Origin of the sequence: Streptococcus marmotae (assembly GCF_001623565.1) — a bacterium.
Taxonomy (GTDB): Bacteria; Bacillota; Bacilli; order Lactobacillales; family Streptococcaceae; genus Streptococcus; species Streptococcus marmotae.
Genome location: NZ_CP015196.1, coordinates 593561 through 614704, shown reverse-complemented (window position 1 = coordinate 614704; position 21144 = coordinate 593561). Strand labels below are relative to the sequence as shown.

Below are 21144 nucleotides of genomic sequence, written 5' to 3'. Positions count from 1 at the left end.
GTCATGCTTGATTTGATTGCGATTCGGCGTGCTTTGCACCAAATTCCTGAAATTGGAATGGAAGAGTTCAAGACCCATGCCTTTCTCATGGAGACTCTTGCTACTCTCTTAAAAGACTGTTCCTTTGCCCAGATTCGAACGTGGGAAACTGGGATTCTCGTTTATTTGACAGGAACAATTGGAGAAAAAACGATTGGCTGGCGGACAGATATTGATGGTCTTCCAATTGTTGAGGAGACAGGGCTTGATTTTGCGTCGACCCATGATGGTCGTATGCATGCGTGTGGGCATGATGTCCATATGACGATTGCTCTGGGAGTGTTGGAGCAGATGATTGCCCAACAGCCTCGTCAGAATATGCTCTTTTTGTTCCAACCTGCGGAGGAAAATCTTGCAGGAGGAATGCTGATGTATGAAGCGGGAGCTTTTGGTGAGTGGTTACCGGATGAGTTTTACGGTTTGCATGTGCGACCGGATTTGAAAGTAGGACAAATTGCGACCAATCGTGCGACTCTCTTTGCAGGTACTTGTGAGGTGAAGATTCGCTTTATTGGACGTGGTGGCCACGCGGCCTTTCCTCATACGGCAAATGATGCCTTGGTGGCTGCGAGTTATTTCATCACGCAGGTTCAATCGGTGGTTAGTCGCAATGTCGATCCAATTGAGGGGGCGGTTGTCACTTTTGGCTCCATGCATGCGGGAACAACCAATAATGTCATTGCAGAAACTGCCTTTTTGCATGGAACAATTCGCTCTTTGACTCAAGAAATGAGCCTATTGGTCCAAAAACGAGTGCGAGAAGTAGCACAAGGGATTGCTGCTTCATTCGGTCTTGAAGTTGAGATTGAATTGAATCAAGGTGGTTACTTGCCTGTGGAAAACAATCCACGATTGGCTAGTGAGTTAATGACTTATTTTGAGGCAATTCCTGAAATTGAAGTGATTGATTGCCCCCCTGCTATGACAGGAGAGGATTTTGGTTATCTACTTAGCAAGGTGCCTGGTGTGATGTTTTGGTTAGGAGTAGATACTCCGTACCCTCTGCACAATCCACGCTTAAGTCCCAAGGAAGAAGCCATTCCTTTTGCGGTTGAACACTTGGCCGCGTTTTTGAGATATAAGGTAGAAGAGTAAGACATCAAGAGAGCCAATCCGTCGGTTTGCTGCCTATTGGATTGGTTTTTTATCGTTGAGAAGGGAAGATAGAAATGGAAAAAATCGGTATCCGCAAGGAAATCCTTGCTCGATTAAAAACTCTGTCCAAAGAGGAAAACAAAAGGTGGAGTGAATGGTCTTGTCAAGCGATTTGTAGCCTATCTGTTTATCAAGAAGCCGATACGATTGCAACTTTTTTATCCATGCCACATGAAATGGATACCTCATTTTTGATTCGTCAAGCACAGCTGGATGGAAAGAAGATTGTGGTTCCAAAAACTTATAGTAAGGGGCGAATGGTCTTTGTTCCTTATGATGAGAATGACTTGGTTCTCAGTTCTTTTGGCGTTTGGGAGCCGCGTTCAGAGGTGAGTCTTGAACCGTCAGAGATTGATTTGATACACGTTCCAGGACTTGCTTGGAATCAAGCTGGCTATCGGATTGGTTACGGTGGTGGATTTTACGATCGCTATTTAGCACAATTCCAAGGAATGACAGTGAGTACCCCGCATGATGTTCAACGGTATGAGTTTAGAGAAGAAGAGTTTGACCAAGCGGTGAGAAAGGTTTTATATTATGAGACAAATGATTAATACACGCTATCCTGTGACCAATGGCCTATTATTGCTGACGGCGGTGGTGTTTGTGGCTATGCAGGTGCTACGATTTGGTCAAGCAACGACAGCGCAGACCATTTATGATTTTGGTGGGATGTATGGGCTGATTGTGAAGGTGGATCCGACCCAGTTATGGCGCTTGATTTCACCCATTTTTGTTCATATTGGCTGGGAGCATTTTTTCTTCAATAGTATGACTCTTTACGTTTTTGGCTATCAAATGGAAGCTATTTTCGGCTCAAAACGCTTTTTTCTACTGTATCTTCTAGCAGGAGTGATGGGGAATGCATTTATTTTATTTTTAACCCCCAGTGCGGTAGCGGCGGGAGCCTCCACTTCCTTATTTGGCCTGTTTGGAGCGATGGTTGTCTTGCGTTACCACAGTCGGAACCCATACTTACAACTCTTAGGACAACGCTATATCGCTCTGTTGCTCCTTAATCTTGCATTAGGCTTATTCAATCCTGAAATCAGCTTAGCTGGTCATGTTGGTGGTGCTGTGGGTGGCGCTATTGCCACCGTTTTCTTACCGACTACCAGTGAGCCTTATCTCTTTACACATCAGCAAAGAAAAATGGCCGTGGGAGTTTATCTTCTTTTAGTAATTGGCTTAGTTGCCATTAGCCTTGGCCTATAAAATGAGAATAGAAAAACACGAACACTTCTACAGATAATTGGCTGTTAGAGTGCGTTCGTGTTTTTTTGTTGCTTATCTTCAGAGAATTAGGATTAAAAAATACTTATCTAAAATAGTTTACAATTCAATAACTTGGTCTGCTAGATTCCATAGCTCACTATCGTGGCTAATAAGAATAACCATACTCCGGCTCTTTTCGCTTAACGCTCTTAATTTTTCTTTGACGAGTTGTTTGTGCTCATCATCTAAAAAATTAGTCGGCTCATCAAAAATGTAGACAGATTTTTCCACGCGAAAGATACTATCAAGCTGATGCAATTTCAACTGTCCCATTGAAGCGCCTTGGCTAATCGAGTCCTCAAAGAATGGCGAGGCAAGAGGTTTGGCTGGACAATAAGCAAAATTTATATTTTCGCCAAAATGGTGATACTCAATCTTGCCTTGATAAGCTCCATGAAAACCTAAAATGGCCTCAACTAGCCGTGTTTTTCCTGCTCCATTTTTCCCTCGAATCAGATAAGTCTTCCCTGTTTCTAGTTTTTGGTGGAGAGGTTCATGCAAAGGTGTCTGATTTTTGTCCAAACCAACATACTGGTCTAATGTGATACTATCAATAGGGACATCGACATATTTTTTAGCGATGGATTCAAAAAATCGACAAAACTGTTGATAATGGAAGCGCTAGAAATATAGGATTGATAAATATTGAGAAAATATTCTACGGGTGTCCAAAATTGAGAAACATAAAGCTGAACCGCAAAGTATTGACCAATTGTCATTTGTCCAACGAAAACTTGATAAGCTGAGATGATACTGGCCAGCATAATCATTAAATTTAAGAAAGAATATGAGAGAAAATTTTCAAAAAATGCAGTGATTTTTACTTGAGCAGCTTTATGATGAGCGTACTGTTGTCCCATCTTTTTAAAATCAATCAATGGCGAAGCGCCTAAAAATCGTGTCATTTTAGCTAGTTGACTACTATCTGAAAGATAGTCTCTTTGCGCCTGCATATCATCGACCACATTCTGATTGTATGTTGATAATTTTTCCGCATAGCGTTCCGAAAAAAGAATAAAAACAGGAATGAATAAGCCGACCATCAAAGCTAACTGCCAAGACATGGTAGACAAAATAGCTAGAATCACAATTGCTCGTACTCCATAAAGAACGATGCTGATGGGATAATCATAAAAGAAGGGAGAAACAATCTCAAAATTTTGCCCCAGCTGTTGCATGATGGTGCTTGTTGAGAGATCTTCTTTTTTCATATCGTATGCTGCAAGATTTTCCTGCGTTTTCTGGGTCACTGTTTGCCAAAGATGGCTATCTAATCGACCTGCAAGCCGGTCATAAACATAATCAATAATTTGACAAAGTATGTTCAGAAAGACAATTAACAAGGCAAATTTTAGAAAAATATGCCAGTCTCTGAGCTTGATCGTGTCGATGAATTCACCACTAACGTAGGGCAAGGCCAAGACAACCGCCGTTCGAATCAAGCTGATGATAAAAAAGGTGACTAAAAAAGAACGATGATTATATGACAATAATTTTTTCATAGAATGCCTCCTTACTAATATATACATATATAGTATACAACGATAACCAGACAAATGCAATAAGATTTTCAAAATTTAAAAAAGTCTGTATATTCTAATTTTCGATCGAATTGGTTCCTGCTATCGTTAGGCAGGTATTTTCTAGATGGGGTATTATGAATCAGCTTGTAGTAGGATTTTGATAGAGTATTAGCGTCATTCCGATAAGGAGATTCTTACTTGTGGCGCTTCTTAGACAAAGGAAAAGGCTCCATCATCTCTGTAGTAGTTTTGTCTCCGACAGAAATGATAGAGTCTTTTTTCTATTTGGTATCGTCTAGTTTTTTGCCTAATTCAATCAGGTATTGCTTGAGGTCGTCTTTAACCTGCGGATGCTGTAGGGCGTAGTCAATGGATGTTTTCATGAAGCCAAATTTGTCGCCAACATCATAGCGGTCTCCCTTAAATTCACGAGCAAAGACACGTTGAGTCTTATTGAGTGTATCAATGGCATCTGTCAGTTGAATTTCGTTTCCGGCACCAGGAGCTTGGTTTTCTAAAATAGCAAAAATTTCTGGAGTCAGGAGGTAGCGCCCGATAATGGCTAAATCAGACGGAGCTTCGTCAGGAGCTGGTTTTTCCACAAAGGTGTCCACGCTGTAAAGACCGTTGATTCCTTCCCCTTGCGGTGCAATGACACCATAAGCAGAGACTTCTTCATGAGGAACAGGCATGACCGCAATAGTCGAAGCATGGGTTTTCTCGTAATCGTCCATCAATTGTTTGGTCAGTGGAATGGCTTTTTTGTTTGTAATATCCATTAGGTCATCACCTAACATGACAACGAATGGTTCGTTTCCAACAAATGCCTTAGCCTGTAAAACGGCATCTCCTAGCCCACGAGGGTGGCTTTGACGAATGAAATGCAGACGAATGCCGGTTGTTTCATCCACTAGTTTTAAGAGATCATTTTTATTTTTTTCTTTCAGATTGTACTCTAATTCAAAATTAGAATCAAAGTGGTCTTCGATAGAGCGTTTTGATTTTCCAGTAACGACTAGAATATCTTCAATGCCTGATGCGAGGGCTTCTTCTACAATAAACTGAATCGTGGGTTTGTCCACAATTGGCAACATTTCTTTTGCCAAGGCTTTAGTAGCAGGTAGGAAGCGAGTTCCCAAACCAGCTGCTGGAATAACAGCTTTTCTAACTTTTTTTGTCATGCTCTTCTCCTTTATGACCATTCATTTTCCTGACGGAATTCGCTCGACATGATTTGTTTAATGGCTTCTTCGATACTAGCTCCTTGGTAGATGACACTATAAATCGCCTGAGTAATGGGCATGTAAACTCCCAATTCTTGTGCGAGTTCATAGGCTACCTTGGTGGTAGAAATCCCTTCGATGACCATGCCCATATTGCGTTCAATATCTTCTAACTTTTCACCACGTCCTAGTTGGTCTCCAGCACGCCAGTTTCGTGAGTGGACAGATGTTCCTGTTACAATCAAATCTCCAACGCCAGACAGGCCACTGTATGTAAGAGGATTGGCCCCCATTTCAACTCCTAGTCGGGTAATTTCCGTCAAGCCACGCGCAATAATAGCTGCCTTGGCATTGTCCCCGTATCCAAGCCCGTGAAGGGCGCCTGCTCCGACTGCAATGATATTTTTCAATGCACCAGCTGTCTCCACCCCGATGACATCATTGTTGGTATAGAGGCGGAAGTAGTGGTTGCTAAAGAGTGTTTGGACATACCGAGCGACTTCTAAGTCTTTGGAAGCGGCTGAAATAAGCGTTAAATCGCGAATAATCGTTTCTTCTGCATGACTTGGACCAGATACGACAACTACTTCGCTCCGTAGCTCTGCAGGAATTTCTTCTTCTAAAACTGTTGATAAACGTTTGTGGCTTTCTGGCTCGAGACCTTTGGAAGCATGCATGATAACCACCTTGTGATCTAGTGTTTCAGCGACTTGTTTTGCAACTAAACGCATGACCTTAGTGGGTACGACCAAGAGTACAGCATCCACACCGTCTAAAGCCTCACGTAATTCTTTATAGGCTGTGATAGCAGAATCTAGGACGGCATCCTTAAAATAACGTGTATTGGTATGGTGTTGATTGATTTCATCGATTTGTTCAGGGATATTTCCCCAAATGCGGACTTCGTGGCCATTGTCGTTAAGGACCTGCGACAGGGCTGTTCCCCATGATCCTGGGCCGAGAACGGCGATTTTTTGTTTGTTCATTTTGCTTCCTCTCTGTGGGAGTAATCGTATCTTTATTCTATCATATTTAAGAAAAATTTGCATAGAGCATTCTCTTTAGAGGTTTGAAAAAGTAATTGAAAATTGGTGTTGAATATGATAGGATAGAAAGTATTATGTATTCAAAGGAGGTTTTATGCTGATTCGAGCGATTATGAAATACAAATGGCATGCTCTGGCATCTGTTTGTATGGTTTTCTTTTATGTGATGAGCAGTTTATTGCAGCCACGATTTTTACAAAATGTCTTAGCTGCTGTAGCAGAAAATGACCAAGCAGGAATTTACCAGCTAGGTGGCTGGTTGCTTGGGGTTGCAGGTATGGGATTACTTGCAGGAGCTATCAATACAGTGCTTGCGGCTTATATTGCCCAGTCTGTATCGGCTGATTTAAGAGAGCAGTTATTCAAGAAAATCCAGACCTTTTCTTATGCTAATATTGAGGCCTTTAATGCAGGGAATTTAGTTGTGCGGATGACCAACGACGTTTCTCAAGTGCAAAATTTGCTCATGATGACCTTTCAAGTCTTGCTGCGTCTTCCCTTGATGTTTGCAGGAGGTGTTTTCTTTGCCGTGATGACCATGCCGTCTTTATGGTGGATTGTTCTGCTCATGATTGTTCTTATTGGGGCAACGATGACAGTCATTATGGGCGTTATGGGACCACGTTTTGGGCGCTTTCAGCAATTGGTGGATAAGATTAATGCCATTGCAAAAGAAAATCTGCGTGGGGTGCGAGTGGTCAAATCCTTTGTCCAAGAGAAAAATCAGGCAGAAAAGTTTGAGGCAGTATCGGACGATTTGTTTGCCTTAAATCTCTTTATCGGACGTGGTTTTTCTTTTTTAGAACCAGTCTTTATTCTCATTTCTTATCTGGCTATTTATGCGGCTATTTATTCTGTTTATGGCATGTTGGGACACAATCCAGAGGCTATCAATAAGCTCGCTTCTTTCAATACCTATTTGATTCAAATTATGTTTGCCATTATTATGGTTGGGTTTATGGGAAGTAATGCTAGCCGTGCCATGATTTCCATTCGTCGGATCAAGGAAGTCTTAGAAACAGCTCCTGCTTTAGCTTATCAAGATGTGCCAGATCAAGCATTGACAGGAAGTATCCGATTTGATCATGTGACCTTTACTTATCCGACAGATGAACAGCCGACCTTGAAAGATATTAGTTTTGAGATTGAAGCTGGTCAAATGGTTGGTGTAGTTGGAGCAACAGGTGCAGGAAAATCAACCCTTGCCCAACTCATTCCGCGTTTATTTGATCCTCAAGAAGGACGAATTGAAATTGGTGGGGTAGACATAAAAACAGTTAGCCAAACAACCTTGCGCCAAACCGTTTCGATTATTCTACAAAAAGCCATTCTCTTTTCAGGTACCATTGCTTCAAATATCCGACAAGGCAAGCAAAATGCCGATGATGCGGAGTTGGAGCGGGCCGCACGGATTGCGCAGGCGATGGAGTTTATCCACCGGATGCCAGATCGTTATCAGAGTGGAGTTGAAGAGCGAGGCAATAACTTCTCAGGTGGTCAGAAACAACGGATGTCGATTGCTCGTGGCTTAGTTGCGAATCCGAAAATTCTCATTTTAGATGATTCTACCTCAGCCCTTGATGCCAAGTCTGAAAAACTTGTTCAAGAAGCCCTGAACAAGGACTTGAAGGGGACAACAACGATTATCATTGCACAAAAGATTTCGTCTGTTGTGAAGGCAGATACAATTTTGGTTTTAGATGAAGGACGCTTGATTGGTCAAGGTACCCATAAGGAATTAGTTGCAACCAATAGCGTTTATCGGGAAATTTTTGAAACCCAGAAAGGAAAGGAGGAAGAGTAGATGAAAACAGCACGATTTTTTTGGACCTATTTTAAGCAATTCAAACTATCTTTTGCCATTATCTTCCTAGCTATTCTTCTTTCGACAGGTATGCAAGTGATCGCCCCTGTTTACATGGGAAAAGCGGTGACGGAGTTGACAGAGCTAGCTCAGAAAATGGCCGCAAGACAGGCTGTAGATTCTTCCGTCTTTTTTGTCACTTTGCGGAGTTTGCTTGTAGCTGTGTTTCTCATGGCAGCTAGTGCTGTGACCTATGCCCTTTTGTTTACCAGAATCATTTCCTACTCGACCAATCAGATGCGAAAAGGCTTATTTGGGAAACTCGAGCGTTTAACGGTTCGCTTTTTTGACCAACATCAAGATGGCGATGTTCTGTCTCGTTTTACATCGGACTTGGATAATATTCAAAATGCTTTTAATATGTCTTTGACCAATGTTGTAACCCAGTCTATTTTATATATTGGTATTGTCATCATGATGTTTGTTCAACATCCGAAAATGGCGCTGGTAGTCGTGGCAACGAGTCCAATTGCCTTTGCCTTTCTGGTCTTCATTATCCGTATGTCACGGAAATACACAGATTTGCAACAAAAGGAAGTTGGTCAATTAAATGCTTATATGGATGAGCATATCTCAGGGCAGAAGGCGATTATTGTGCAAGGTTTACAGGAAGAAGTCATTGAAGGATTTATGGAGCGAAATGCCAAGGTCCGACAAGCAACCTTCAAAGGGCGTATTTTTTCAGGATTGCTCTTTCCTGTTATGAATGGTCTTAGTCTTGTCAACACAGCCATTGTGATTTTTGTGGGGTCAACCATTGCCTTGTCTGACAGCAAGTTATCAACAGCAGCAGCGCTGGGCTTAGTAGTAACCTTTGTCCAGTATTCGCAGCAATACTACCAGCCAATGATGCAGGTTGCATCCAGCTGGGCGGAAATGCAATTAGCCTTTACTGGAGCGCACCGGATTCAAGAAATGTTTGATGAAACAGAAGAGGTGCGCCCGCAGGCAGCACCAGCCTTTACAGAATTGAAGGATAAGGTTGAGATTGACCAAATTGAGTTTAGTTATGTACCAGGTAAGCCTGTTTTAAAACAGGTTAGCATGGTAGCACCCAAGGGGCAGATGACAGCCGTTGTTGGCCCAACTGGTTCTGGTAAGACGACGATTATGAATCTGCTCAACCGATTCTATGATGTCGATGCGGGGAGTATTCGTTTTGACGGAAGAGATATTCGAGAATTTGATTTAGACAGTCTCCGCCAAAATGTTGGAATTGTCTTGCAGGAATCGGTCCTCTTTTCGGGAACTATTCGTGACAATATTGCTTTTGGGGCAGATGATGTATCACAGGAGATGGTAGAAACCGCGGCACGCGCAACCCATATCCATGAGTTTATTATGAGCCTGCCAGAGGGCTATGATACCTATGTAGATGATGAGCACAATGTCTTTTCAACAGGACAGAAGCAGTTGATTTCTATTGCCCGCACTCTTTTGACGGATCCACAAATTTTAATCCTAGATGAAGCCACATCAAATGTGGATACCGTGACCGAAGCCAAGATTCAATCAGCTATGGAAGCTATTGCAGCAGGTCGCACGAGCTTTGTGATTGCCCACCGCTTAAAGACCATTTTGAATGCAGACCAGATTATCGTCTTAAAAGACGGAGAAGTCATCGAGCAAGGCAATCACCACGAACTCCTCAAACTCGGCGGATTCTACGCAGAACTGTACCATAATCAATTTGTCTTTGAATAATGCTCGTCAAAAATCAACTTTTGACGGTATCACTTAGTTCACTGCTTAGTCAGAATCTGATTTTTATAGAGGATAAACCAAAACAGCACCCCGGCAGTGCTGTTTTTAAATCATTAAATTGTCTTTACCCCACGAGCATCACCAAGAGGATGTAGCCGAAAATGGAGAGAGCATTGAAAATGAAGGTTGCAAAGGAGACTAGGGGAAGAGTGACCAACTTTTTCACAATTCCATAGACAGTCAACATGATGCAGTAGAGCTGCAAGATGAGAAAAATAGAATAGAGTAACTGGTGGTGATTGATGTAGAAACTTGGTGCCTGATAAAAGGTAATGACCATGGCTAGGTCAAAGAACCAGATAAGGCTACAACTAGCAATAGCAGGACGAATCAATGCTTTCATGGGAGGCCTCCTTTTTGTAATGAGAATACTTATTAGTTTTAGTATACCATAATTTTTTCTTGCTATCCCTTTTTCCTCATTTTTTCCGAATATATAGTATAATGGTAAATGATAATTAGACTGAGGAGACAGACATGAGACAACGTGGTTTTGAATTAGTATCACAATTTACAGATGAAAACTTACTGCCAAAGCGGGAGACAGCCCATGCAGCAGGCTATGACTTGAAAGTGGCAGAGCGTGTGGAGATTGCCCCTGGTGAGATTAAGCTGGTGCCGACAGGTGTGAAAGCCTATATGCAACAAGGAGAAGTTCTTTATCTCTATGACCGTTCGTCCAATCCTCGTAAGAAAGGCTTGGTCTTGATTAACTCGGTTGGTGTGATTGACGGTGATTACTATGGAAATCCAGGCAATGAAGGTCATATTTTTGCCCAAATGCAAAATATTACGAACAAACCAGTCGTACTTGAAGTTGGAGAGCGGATTGTCCAAGCTGTATTTGCGCCCTTTTTATTGGCAGATGGTGACGAAGCAACTGGGACACGTACAGGTGGTTTCGGCTCAACGGGGAACTAAGTATGGCAAAGAAAAAAGCAACCTTTGTCTGTCAGAATTGTGACTACCATTCTCCCAAATATTTGGGGCGTTGTCCCAACTGTGGGGCATGGTCGTCTTTTGTAGAGGAAATTGAGGTCGCTGAGGTCAAAAATGCCCGTGTTTCTTTAACGGGTGAAAAGACCAAGCCCGTTAAACTCAATCAAGTAACGTCAATCGATGTTGCTCGAACTGAGACAGATATGGCAGAATTCAACCGTGTTTTAGGTGGTGGCGTGGTGCCAGGGAGTCTCGTCTTGATTGGTGGGGATCCAGGGATTGGCAAATCAACCTTGCTCTTGCAAGTTTCGACTCAATTAGCTAGTCGAGGAACCGTTCTGTATGTGAGTGGTGAGGAGTCTGCTGAGCAAATCAAATTGCGGAGTGAACGGCTCGGTGATATTGATAATGAATTTTATCTCTACGCTGAGACCAATATGCAAAGTATTCGGACAGAGATTGAGAAGATTCAGCCTGATTTTCTGATTATTGACTCTATCCAGACCATTATGAGTCCAGAGATTTCAAGTGTGCAAGGGTCGGTCAGTCAAGTGCGAGAAGTGACGGCGGAGCTGATGCAGATTGCGAAAACCAATAACATTGCGACCTTTATTGTAGGGCATGTGACTAAGGAAGGTACGCTTGCAGGTCCTCGGATGCTAGAGCACATGGTGGACACCGTGCTCTATTTTGAGGGAGAGCGGCAGCATACCTTCCGTATCTTGCGTGCCGTTAAAAATCGTTTTGGCTCTACCAACGAAATTGGGATATTTGAGATGCAATCAGCAGGATTAGTCGAGGTACTTAATCCCAGTCAAGTCTTTTTAGAAGAGCGCTTGGATGGTGCGACCGGATCAGCCATTGTCGTTACGATGGAAGGCACACGCCCTATTTTAGCAGAAGTACAAGCCTTGGTGACACCAACCATGTTCGGTAATGCCAAGCGGACGACAACAGGGCTTGATTTTAATCGGGCTAGTCTCATCATGGCGGTCTTGGAAAAACGGGCTGGTTTATTGCTCCAAAACCAAGATGCCTATCTCAAGTCAGCTGGGGGTGTCAAGCTAGATGAGCCGGCAATTGATTTGGCGGTTGCGGTTGCGATTGCTTCTAGTTACAAGGATAAGCCAACCAATCCCCAAGAATGTTTTATCGGTGAAATTGGCTTAACAGGGGAAATCCGCCGTGTCAACCGTATTGAACAACGAATCAATGAAGCAGCCAAGTTAGGTTTTACTAAAATTTATGCTCCCCAAAATTCTCTTGTTGGTCTTGAAATTCCAGCAGGAATTGAGATTGTTGGAGTGACGACAATCGGCGAAGTGCTGAAGAAAGTGTTTGGTTAAACGATTACTAAAACTGTATGGAAAGAGAATGCTAGTCTTTCACATGAAATGGCTAGCTTTTTGCTTTTCTTACCTATTCGGAAGTAACAGTAAAAATCTGCCTTACGAAGCCCTGTGGCTGACAAATGCAAGGTAAAATGATAGTCTAGTATGAAAAATGAGTTAGGAAAGGAATGTTTATGTCTTATTTTCAACAGTTTATGAAAGCCAATCAAGCCTATGTGGATTTGCATGGGACACACCATTTGCCCTTGAAGCCAAAGACCAGGGTAGCGATTGTGACCTGTATGGATTCGCGGCTCCACGTGGCACAAGCCTTGGGATTGGCACTTGGAGATGCCCATATTTTGCGGAATGCTGGAGGTCGTGTGACAGATGACATGATTCGCTCGCTGGTCATTTCCCAACAACAACTAGGTACTCGGGAAATTGTGGTGCTACATCATACGGATTGCGGTGCACAAACCTTCACCAACGAGAGTTTTCAAGCGGACTTGCAGGAAATCCTAGGTGTAGATGTGTCTCATCAGGACTTTTTGCCCTTTAGTGATGTAGAAGAGAGTGTTCGTGAGGATATGAACTTGTTGCGGCAATCTCCTTTGATTCCAGAGGATATTATCATCTCTGGTGCAGTTTATGATGTTGATACGGGGCGTATGACAGAAGTTGTCTAGTAAATTGAATAGAACCTGTATTCACAGCTCAGCAACTTTATTCAAGGCTTATTTTTAGCTGCTCATCGTTGGCTTTTTTCGAAATACAGTCAGTATTCCTTCAAAAAAGTGCCTTGATTATCGTAAAATAAGCTCCCGCTTAGAATGACTTCGCTTATGAATACGGGTTCTAAAGATTAGGACATCGTTAAGAATAGTCCAGTGGACTGTTGAAGGTTGGAAATAGGGATTATGGAGTAATCCTCAATTAACGCAGTTCTATCTGCAGCTCCTTGCCTTGTCCTATTCCTTTCTCAATCCACCATATTGTCATGAGGGTGTGATGCGCGTATTCAATGAAAATGGGAAATTCATCTGCTATCAGGCTTGACAGGTTTTGAGGAAAAGTGTATACTTGTATTAAACAAACGATACAAAAGGAGACCTTACAATGGCTGATAATCGAATGAATTATACTATTGATAGCAATATGCAATTTCCGCTTGTTGAAATTGCCCTAGAAAGAGGCGAGACAGCTTATATTCAGCGGGGAAGCATGGTTTACCATACACCGAGTGTGACCTTGAATACAAAACTGAATGCGCGTGGCGGGTCTGGGCTTGGTAAGTTAATGGGAGCCATTGGTCGCTCTATGACATCTGGCGAGTCAATGTTTATCACAGAAGCTATTTCAAGCGCTGATAACGGCAAGCTAGCCCTTGCACCCTCTATGCCAGGTCAAGTAATTGCCCTTGAATTGGGTACCAAGCAATATCGCCTGAATGACGGTGCCTTTTTAGCCCTTGATGGATCTGCCCAGTATAAAATGGAGCGTCAAAGTGTAGGGCGTGCCTTGTTTGGTGGACAAGGTGGTTTCTTCGTGATGACAACAGAAGGACAAGGAACTCTACTTGCGAATGCCTTTGGTTCGATTAAAAAATTGGAACTACACGGAGGAAGTATCACGATTGACAATGCCCATGTCGTTGCTTGGAGTAGAGAGTTGAACTATGATATTCATCTTGAAAATGGCTTTTTGCAGTCTATCGGTACAGGTGAGGGAGTAGTCAATACGTTTACTGGCTACGGTGAAATCTACGTTCAGAGCTTAAACATTGAAACCTTCGCTCAAATCATCGGAAGCCATATTATCACAGGTGGTGGAGATGGTGGCGGAAAGACCACCTTATTGGATGCATTTTTGTAACATCTGCGGATAAGTAGAACATAAAAAGGAGTTTGTATGGCCTTATTTCCTGCTCTAGCAGCTTTTCTTTCCTACCAAGGGGACAAATATATGGCACCTGAAAAGGCAGGAGAATTAGAAGAGAGCATGCGTGAGATGAAACACGTAGCTCAGACTGCACGTAAGGAATTTCAGCAACTAGCCCAGGCTTTTCATCGGTTTCAACCACATTTAGACATGCACCGTACGAGTCAATGGATGAACCAAGCCCAGATTGCAAGGCCTCATTTTTGGACCTATTTTCAAGCAGAAGGAGCTGTCAGCGAGCCGATGTTTGCCTTACGGTTGTATGGGGATCAAAGAGCTTATGGTATCTCAGTAGAGGTGAGTTTTGTGGAGCGCAAAAAAGATGAGCAAAGTCTAGCCAAGCAAAATCAAGTCTTACAAGTCGCAGTAACAGACTCTCTTTATTATATGGTACAGGAAAATGGTGAAAGCAGACGAGTAGCAGGGACAGAAGCCAATCGTGCCTTATTGCTTGAACAACTAGCTCAAGATAAGATTCGTAAGGTCTTGGTCAAGGTGGATGTGGATTTGACAGAGGCAGCCTCTATCGAAGCAGTCCTATCTCAGTTAGGAGAAGCCTTTGCAACCTTGCAACCATATTATCAGGCCACCAGAATGCCATTAGACGATTAAAAAGAAGGGAAGAAATGCCATGCTGAATTGCGGGCAGGTTCTTCTTTTTTTATTTTCCTTGAAGATTATGACCACTTACTGGTGAAAATGGACCAGTTACTGAATTGGTATTGTGTTTGAAGCGAATCCTGTTATAATAATCTGTATAAAAAATAAGGAGGGAGTTATGAAGATACGGATTGAACTAGATGATGGTCTTGACGATGTCGAAGTGGTCATCCGGACTGCGAATTTGACCGATCAGGTAAACCAGATACAAAGCCTTTTGTCAAAGATGAATCAGCCGTCCTTGGTTTTTTATAAGGAATCGAGTGAGTATTTTGTCAAGTTGGAAGAAATCTTGTTCTTCGAGACAGATGGTGCAAAGATTTTTGCCCATTCAAAGACTGATGCCTACGAGGTAAAATTAAAGCTGTATGAACTAGAAGAAATCTTACCGATTACATTTTGCCGGATTTCAAAGTCCAGTATTGCGAATGTACGATTGGTGTACTCACTTGATAAATCCTTTTCGGGAACCAGTCGGATTCGATTTGCGGATACGCACAAGGTGGTTCATGTTTCACGGCATTATTATCAGTTATTAAAAGAAAGATTACAGGAATTGAGGTAGTCCTATGAAAAAGTATGTATTGGGAATTGGCTTGTTAACCTTGTCAGGCTTGGTCTTGTTTCAAAATTATTTGCCACGGTTTGATTTTTCCATTTGGAAAATAGTCTGGCTTGTCGTGTTGGTAGCAGGCTCGGTGAATGGTCTGGTGAGGAGAAGATTGTACGATAGTTTCTTCTTTGGAACTTGGTTGTTTATCTTGCTGAACAAGCAGTATCATTTTTTAGTGGTGGATACCAAGACAATCATTGTCGGTGCTATTTTGGCTTGTCTGGGTTGTCACATTCTCTTTAAGCCCAAGCGGAGAAATATTCGCTTTTTGGGAGATTTCAAGTCTGTCGCAAGTGGTGGAAAAGAAGCTATGGTCGAAGACGAAGATAGTGTAGCCTTTGGTAGCTCAACCCGTTACATTCACGACACAAGTTTTGTACGTGACACGATTGATGTCGCTTTTGGTAGTGCGACGATTTACTTTGACAATGCTGTCATGGCTGGTGAGGAGGCGGTATTTGAAGTGGATGCTGCATTTTCAACTGTTCGACTCTACGTGCCAGCTACTTGGCTGGTGCAAGTCAGGGCAGATAAGGCTTTTAGCAGTATTCAGCAGGTATCTCCTCCTACCGTATTTGACAAGAAACTCGTGGTCAAAGCTGATTTGGCATTTTCGACCCTTGAAATTATCAGCTTATAAGAAATCAGCCCTTGCGGCTGATTTTTTGGCTCAAAGCGGGGAATATGTGCTATAATGGTGGTATTGAATTTTGACAAGGAGAGCTTATAGCAAATGACAAAACCTATTCGTGTGCGTTACGCACCAAGTCCAACAGGGCTATTACATATCGGAAATGCGCGGACGGCGCTCTTTAACTACTTGTATGCTCGTCATCATGGCGGAACCTTTTTGATTCGGATTGAAGATACCGACCGTAAGCGCCATGTCGAAGACGGAGAGCGTTCGCAGTTGGAAAATCTACGGTGGTTGGGAATTGATTGGGATGAAAGTCCAGAAACCCACGAACAATACCGTCAGTCAGAGCGTCTTGAGATTTACCAACAATATGTTGATGAGTTATTGGAAAAAGGCTTGGCCTATAAGTCTTATGTTACCGAGGAAGAATTAGCGGCTGAGCGTGAGCGCCAAGAAGCAGCCGGTGAAACGCCGCGCTATATCAATGAGTATCTTGGGATGTCAGCTGAAGAAAAAGCGGCATATGTTGCAGAACGTGAGGCAGCAGGGATTGTGCCAACCGTTCGTCTAGCTGTAAATGAAGCTGGTATCTATAAATGGACAGATATGGTCAAGGGTGAGATTGAATTTGAAGGTGGAAATATCGGTGGCGACTGGGTTATCCAGAAAAAAGATGGCTATCCAACCTATAACTTTGCTGTTGTGATTGACGATCACTTGATGGCGATTTCCCACGTTATCCGTGGAGATGACCATATTGCCAATACCCCTAAACAGCTCATGGTCTATGAGGCCCTTGGTTGGGAAGCACCAGCATTTGGTCATATGACCTTAATTATCAATTCTGAAACGGGTAAAAAGTTGTCTAAGCGTGATACCAATACGCTGCAATTCATTGAAGATTACCGCAAGAAAGGCTACCTACCAGAAGCTGTCTTTAACTTTATTGCCCTTCTTGGTTGGAATCCTGGTGGAGAGGATGAAATCTTCTCTCGTGAGGAATTGATTCAGCTCTTTGATGAAAACCGTCTCAGCAAGTCTCCAGCAGCCTTTGATCAGAAGAAGTTGGACTGGATGAGCAATGACTACATCAAGAATGCCGATTTTGCAACGATTTTCGAACTGGCTAAACCATTCTTGGCAGATGCAGGTCGCTTGACAGATAAGGCTGAAAAATTGGTGGAATTATACAAACCGCAAATGAAAGCAGTTGATGAAATTGTGCCATTGACCGATCTTTTCTTTGAAGATTTTCCAGCTTTAACAGAGGCTGAAAAAGAAGTCATGGCAGGAGAAACGGTACCGACAGTCCTCAATGCTTTCAAGGAAAAATTAGAAGCCATGACCGAGGAAGAGTTCAAATCTGAAAATATCTTCCCGCAAATCAAAGCGGTTCAAAAAGAAACAGGGATCAAAGGGAAAAACCTCTTTATGCCAATCCGTATCGCTGTTTCAGGCGAGATGCACGGACCGGAATTACCAGATACGATTTATCTACTCGGTCGTGAAAAATCAATCCAGCATTTGGACAATATGCTGACAGAAATTACGAAATAATATGAAAAGCCTGGGAAATTCCTAGGCTTTTTCTACTAATTTTTCATCGAGCTGGTTAATCAACTCGCTCATGTTATGGATTTGTGCTTCTAGTTGCTCAATCATTTTCCTGCGTTCAGCTACTTCTTTTTGTAAGACATGACGGTTTTCGAGCCACTGCTCTCTAGTGCCACACATGGTGTCATGGACTTCTTTCGTTCGTTGAATAGCTTTGATAGAAAGGCCCAGTTCTCGCAGTTGGAGAATGTTTTCAAGATCCTGACAATCTTGCTTACTCCAGCGATATTGACCTTCTTGGATAGTTGGCGTAAGTAGTTTTTTTGTTATAAACATATCATGATTATGGTAATAAGTCCTGTTATTTAGTTAGAAGATCCAACAGAAAATTTTCTTTTAACATCTGTAGATTAAATACATTTACAATATGTCCAAATGCCTCCGAAAGAGGTAAATGAGCAGTTTTCCAACCTTGTCCATCCGTAATCCATACAAATTCAACATCATCAATCGAACTTGTAATAAAGTGACTAAGTTCTATAAATTCACCAGCTACAGCTTTGAGTTTACTTCCACCACCTCCGTAATAATTTGTTTCGATCAACCATAATTTGTGTTTCTTTTCTGAGTAGATAGCCACATCAAAACGACGTTCAGACTTGTCAACAGGGACGGTTATATTCCAATGATCTTTAATAAAGGGGGCAGTAGCTTGGGCTTTCCACTCTAGCCCTAGTTCATTAGTAAGTCTGGCAACGTGGCGTTCTAAAATACCTTCCATAGTTGTTCCACTACGATTTTTTCGAGCATTACTATCTAAACCAGCTTCAACGCCATAGACATAATCAACTAACGAGCGATTTGCTTTATTTTGTAGAAAGTTCAGTAGTCCAGATTGTTCTGTGAAATCAACATATTCCATGATGCGGTCTGAATCAATTTTTGAAAAATTAAGTTGATCAAAAATCATATTATCATTTTCATCGATAGTCAAAATATCTAGAACTTTATCACGGCTAGCTATTAGACTAGGGATTGCTTTCAATAACTCGGGTTGTTTTGAAAATAAGCTAAAAGCTTCTTCATGGATATTCTCTTTTCCGATTAGATAGTTAAGCGTATTTAACTCTAATTCAAATTGTCTGGTTTCCCGCTCAACTTTATTCCAATTTACATAGTATTCTGGAGTACGATTTGTTACGGATAGTGTTGATAAAAATGTCTTTAATCTTTCATCTGATGATAAATTCGTATACTTATTTAATCTCATAGAATCTCCTTCGTTTCGTTCTCTAATCGTAGTTTAGCTATCTTGAGATAATCTTTTTCCGCATCTATTCCAATAAATTTTCTTCCCAATCGTTTTGCAACAACTCCAGTTGTTCCACTGCCTACAAACGGATCTAGAATATAATCACCTTTTTGAGTTGAAGCTAAAATGATTCGTTCCAACAGATACTCGGGTTTCTGAGTAGGATGCTTTCCAGCCCACTTTTCAGACTGCTTTGTCAATGAACCTGTCCAAACATCTTTCATTTGTTTGCCGTTATTCAGCTCTTTCATCAAATCATAATTATAGTAATGCCGAGCGTTCTTATCATTTTTTCTAGCCCAAAGAATGGTTTCAGTTGAGTGTGTAAAATAGCGACAAGATAAATTGGGAGCGGGGTTTGTCTTTTGCCATGTTATATTATTGAGAATCTTGAATCCTTCTTGTTCCAAAGCCATTCCGACAGAATAGATATTGTGAAAACTGCCAGAAATCCAAATTGTTCCGTTTGGTTTCAAAACTTTTTTAGCTAATTGAATCCACTTTCGGTTGAATTCATGTTTTTCTTCCAATGTCTCAATCTTATCCCAATCTCCTTTATCAACTGAAACAACTTGCCCTCCTGAATTCGATATTCCACCATTACTTAGAAAATAGGGTGGATCAGCAAAAATCATGTCCATGCTTTCAGGTTTCATTTTTGACAAGAACTCAAAAGTATCGGCATGAACAAGAATTGCTTTATCTTTGTGATAGTATGGTTTAGTCATTAAAACTCCTCCATACTTATATTCGTTATTTGTCATAGTTCGTTACGATAATCTCTGATATTTTTCCTCGACTAGAGGTCTTAGCACCATTCGTTCGAATTGCCTCTACTGTGTGGATATGAAAATCTTGGTATAATTCCTCGACTAAAGGACTGGATGAATTTGACAGCATCACAAAAGCACCTTTTTCAGACAGCATTTTGAAGGTGTTTCGCAATCTAACTTGATCTTTATAGGAAAATCCCTCATGTGTATAAGATGTGAACGCACTTGTTTCTGATAAGGGGATATAGGGTGGATCGAAATAAACAAAATCTCCAGAATCAACATTTTGAACAGCATCCTCAAAGTCTTCGTTCAAAATATGTATATCATTTGTGTTAAGATATTTTGAAATTGCTAAAATTAGATCTGCATCAACTATTCTGGGATTTTTATATCGTCCATAAGGTACATTAAATTGATTTTTTGAATTAACCCGATATAAACCATTAAAATCAACTCGCAACATGTACATAATACGTGCAGCTCGTTCGGTTGTTGACATCTTATCAATTCGCCCATCTCTATCAACAGATCGCAAATCTAAATAATATTCTTTAGAATTATTCTCTTTGTGGTTAGTTAATAAGTCAATTAACTGCTCGGGATTGTTTTTTATTTGTTGATAACAATTGATTAACTCGCTATTGAAATCATTGATGTAAGCAGTTTTGGGGGCTAAATCAAAAAATAGAGCTCCTCCACCAATAAATGGTTCAAAATAATTCTTATACGATTCTGGCATAAGAGATTTAATGATTGGAAGTAACTGTCGCTTTCCACCTGTCCATTTTGTAAAAGGTTGTAAAGTTGATGGCTTTTTAGATAATATTTTCATGTGTATATTGTATCATATCTTGAACGAGTTTTTGCACTTGAATTGAGAATAAAAGCAGTGTAAAGTGAGCAAAAGTAGATGATAATTCTTTATTCCTATTTTGAGCCTTTACACTGATATTTAATTGAAATCCATTCCTAGACAGATATATACTGAAGAATTGTTCACTATTAGCATGATAATCTACCAGTGCTAAGTTTTCTGCCTAGTTTCATTTTCTGAACCTGCTAATTTTTTATCGAGTTGGTTAATCAACTCGCTCATGTTATGGATTTGTGCTTCGAGTTGCTGAATCATTTTCCTGCGTTCAGCTACTTCCTTTTGTAGGACCTGACGGTTTTCTATCCACTGCTCTCTAGTGCCACACATGGTGTCATGAACTTCTTTCATTCGTTGAATGGCTTTGATAGAAAGGCCCAGTTCTCGCAGTTGGAGAATGTTTTCAAGTTCTTGACAATCTTGCTCGCTCCAGCGATAGTGACCTTCTTGGATAGTTGGTGCGAGCAATCCTTTCTTGATATAAAATCGAAGCGTATCTCGGCTTACCTTGTAGGTTTGGGTGATGTGTCCAGTTTTCACTCGTTTCCTTTCAAAGATGCTTGACAGGGGGAGTGAGAAAGAACTCAAAAATGTTAAATAGAGTTCGTATTCTCACCCCCG

Annotated in this window: 23 protein-coding genes; 13 read left to right on the top strand and 10 right to left on the bottom strand. The window is 41.5% G+C overall.

Features of this window, described 5'->3' with window-relative positions; translation table 11 throughout:
• The first annotated feature begins 3 nt into the window (after window positions 1-3).
• The 3 genes from A4H00_RS03120 (at window position 4) to A4H00_RS03110 (ending at window position 2409) form a co-directional block, all read left to right on the top strand.
• The gene (locus A4H00_RS03120; RefSeq protein WP_067087172.1) at window positions 4-1134 is read left to right on the top strand and encodes an N-acetyldiaminopimelate deacetylase; all 1131 of its coding nucleotides are present in this window, start codon (window positions 4-6) and stop codon (window positions 1132-1134) included.
• A 74-nt stretch (window positions 1135-1208) separates the two neighbouring features.
• A complete protein-coding gene (locus tag A4H00_RS03115) occupies window positions 1209-1748 on the top strand; it encodes a 5-formyltetrahydrofolate cyclo-ligase (RefSeq protein ID WP_067087169.1) in 540 nt (179 codons plus the stop codon).
• Window positions 1732-2409, top strand: a complete 678-nt coding sequence (locus tag A4H00_RS03110; protein ID WP_082815580.1) for a rhomboid family intramembrane serine protease — start codon at window positions 1732-1734, stop codon at window positions 2407-2409. The genes A4H00_RS03115 and A4H00_RS03110 overlap by 17 nt, the downstream gene beginning before the upstream one ends.
• Window positions 2410-2526: 117 nt before the next feature.
• Here the strand turns inward: A4H00_RS03110 and A4H00_RS03105 are convergent, their stop codons facing one another.
• The 4 genes from A4H00_RS03105 to A4H00_RS03090 form a co-directional block, all read right to left on the bottom strand.
• Window positions 2527-2991, bottom strand: coding sequence for an ATP-binding cassette domain-containing protein (locus tag A4H00_RS03105; RefSeq protein WP_067087166.1), 465 nt, complete (start codon window positions 2989-2991; stop codon window positions 2527-2529).
• Between the two features lie 14 nt (window positions 2992-3005).
• On the bottom strand, window positions 3006-3971 hold the full coding sequence (locus A4H00_RS03100) for an ABC transporter transmembrane domain-containing protein (RefSeq protein WP_067087164.1): 966 nt from the start codon (window positions 3969-3971) through the stop codon (window positions 3006-3008).
• Window positions 3972-4273: 302 nt separating this feature from the next.
• Window positions 4274-5173 carry a UTP--glucose-1-phosphate uridylyltransferase GalU gene (galU, locus tag A4H00_RS03095; RefSeq protein ID WP_067087161.1) on the bottom strand — a complete coding sequence of 300 codons (900 nt, stop codon included), beginning with the start codon at window positions 5171-5173 and terminating at the stop codon, window positions 4274-4276.
• Window positions 5174-5184: 11 nt separating this feature from the next.
• Window positions 5185-6201 (bottom strand): NAD(P)H-dependent glycerol-3-phosphate dehydrogenase, encoded by a 1017-nt coding sequence (locus A4H00_RS03090; RefSeq protein WP_067087158.1) that lies wholly within the window; start codon window positions 6199-6201, stop codon window positions 5185-5187.
• Window positions 6202-6355: 154 nt separating this feature from the next.
• Here A4H00_RS03090 and A4H00_RS03085 point away from each other — a divergent pair, with 154 nt between their 5' ends.
• Window positions 6356-8065: an ABC transporter ATP-binding protein gene (locus A4H00_RS03085; RefSeq protein ID WP_067087155.1), complete on the top strand. Its 1710-nt coding sequence runs from the start codon at window positions 6356-6358 to the stop codon at window positions 8063-8065.
• Complete coding sequence (locus A4H00_RS03080) at window positions 8066-9829, top strand: ABC transporter ATP-binding protein (protein WP_067087152.1); 1764 nt, start codon at window positions 8066-8068, stop codon at window positions 9827-9829. It begins immediately after the preceding gene.
• Between the two features lie 124 nt (window positions 9830-9953).
• Here A4H00_RS03080 and A4H00_RS03075 read toward each other — a convergent pair whose 3' ends face one another.
• Window positions 9954-10232 (bottom strand): hypothetical protein, encoded by a 279-nt coding sequence (locus tag A4H00_RS03075; protein ID WP_067087148.1) that lies wholly within the window; start codon window positions 10230-10232, stop codon window positions 9954-9956.
• A gap of 134 nt (window positions 10233-10366) precedes the next feature.
• Between A4H00_RS03075 and A4H00_RS03070 the strand changes: the two genes are divergently transcribed.
• The 8 genes from A4H00_RS03070 to gltX all read left to right on the top strand — a co-directional run bounded on the left by A4H00_RS03070 (window position 10367) and on the right by gltX (window position 17567).
• Window positions 10367-10810 (top strand): dUTP diphosphatase, encoded by a 444-nt coding sequence (locus A4H00_RS03070; RefSeq protein ID WP_067087147.1) that lies wholly within the window; start codon window positions 10367-10369, stop codon window positions 10808-10810.
• Between the two features lie 2 nt (window positions 10811-10812).
• Window positions 10813-12174, top strand: a complete 1362-nt coding sequence (gene radA / locus A4H00_RS03065; protein WP_067087144.1) for a DNA repair protein RadA — start codon at window positions 10813-10815, stop codon at window positions 12172-12174.
• 179 nt (window positions 12175-12353) lie between these two features.
• A complete protein-coding gene (locus A4H00_RS03060) occupies window positions 12354-12848 on the top strand; it encodes a beta-class carbonic anhydrase (RefSeq protein ID WP_067087142.1) in 495 nt (164 codons plus the stop codon).
• A 430-nt stretch (window positions 12849-13278) separates the two neighbouring features.
• On the top strand, window positions 13279-14034 hold the full coding sequence (locus tag A4H00_RS03055) for a TIGR00266 family protein (protein ID WP_067087139.1): 756 nt from the start codon (window positions 13279-13281) through the stop codon (window positions 14032-14034).
• A gap of 36 nt (window positions 14035-14070) precedes the next feature.
• The gene (locus A4H00_RS03050) at window positions 14071-14712 is read left to right on the top strand and encodes a ribonuclease P (RefSeq protein WP_067087136.1); all 642 of its coding nucleotides are present in this window, start codon (window positions 14071-14073) and stop codon (window positions 14710-14712) included.
• A gap of 166 nt (window positions 14713-14878) precedes the next feature.
• Window positions 14879-15325, top strand: coding sequence for a LytTR family DNA-binding domain-containing protein (locus A4H00_RS03045; RefSeq protein WP_067087134.1), 447 nt, complete (start codon window positions 14879-14881; stop codon window positions 15323-15325).
• Window positions 15326-15329: 4 nt separating this feature from the next.
• Window positions 15330-16013 carry a LiaF transmembrane domain-containing protein gene (locus A4H00_RS03040; RefSeq protein ID WP_067087131.1) on the top strand — a complete coding sequence of 228 codons (684 nt, stop codon included), beginning with the start codon at window positions 15330-15332 and terminating at the stop codon, window positions 16011-16013.
• Window positions 16014-16106: 93 nt separating this feature from the next.
• Window positions 16107-17567 carry a glutamate--tRNA ligase gene (gene gltX / locus A4H00_RS03035; RefSeq protein ID WP_067087129.1) on the top strand — a complete coding sequence of 487 codons (1461 nt, stop codon included), beginning with the start codon at window positions 16107-16109 and terminating at the stop codon, window positions 17565-17567.
• A gap of 21 nt (window positions 17568-17588) precedes the next feature.
• Here gltX and A4H00_RS03030 read toward each other — a convergent pair whose 3' ends face one another.
• From A4H00_RS03030 to A4H00_RS03010, 5 genes are all read right to left on the bottom strand, one after another.
• A complete protein-coding gene (locus A4H00_RS03030) occupies window positions 17589-17900 on the bottom strand; it encodes a MerR family transcriptional regulator (protein ID WP_067087127.1) in 312 nt (103 codons plus the stop codon).
• 25 nt (window positions 17901-17925) lie between these two features.
• The gene (locus tag A4H00_RS03025) at window positions 17926-18834 is read right to left on the bottom strand and encodes a type II restriction endonuclease (RefSeq protein WP_067087124.1); all 909 of its coding nucleotides are present in this window, start codon (window positions 18832-18834) and stop codon (window positions 17926-17928) included.
• Window positions 18831-19640, bottom strand: coding sequence for a DNA-methyltransferase (locus A4H00_RS03020; protein WP_067087121.1), 810 nt, complete (start codon window positions 19638-19640; stop codon window positions 18831-18833). Before A4H00_RS03020 ends, A4H00_RS03025 begins: the two co-directional genes overlap by 4 nt.
• Entirely contained in the window at window positions 19630-20484 is an 855-nt protein-coding gene (locus A4H00_RS03015; protein ID WP_067087118.1) for a DNA adenine methylase, read from the bottom strand. Before A4H00_RS03015 ends, A4H00_RS03020 begins: the two co-directional genes overlap by 11 nt.
• A 192-nt stretch (window positions 20485-20676) precedes the next feature.
• Window positions 20677-21063 carry a MerR family transcriptional regulator gene (locus tag A4H00_RS03010; RefSeq protein ID WP_067087116.1) on the bottom strand — a complete coding sequence of 129 codons (387 nt, stop codon included), beginning with the start codon at window positions 21061-21063 and terminating at the stop codon, window positions 20677-20679.
• Window positions 21064-21144: the final 81 nt, after the last annotated feature.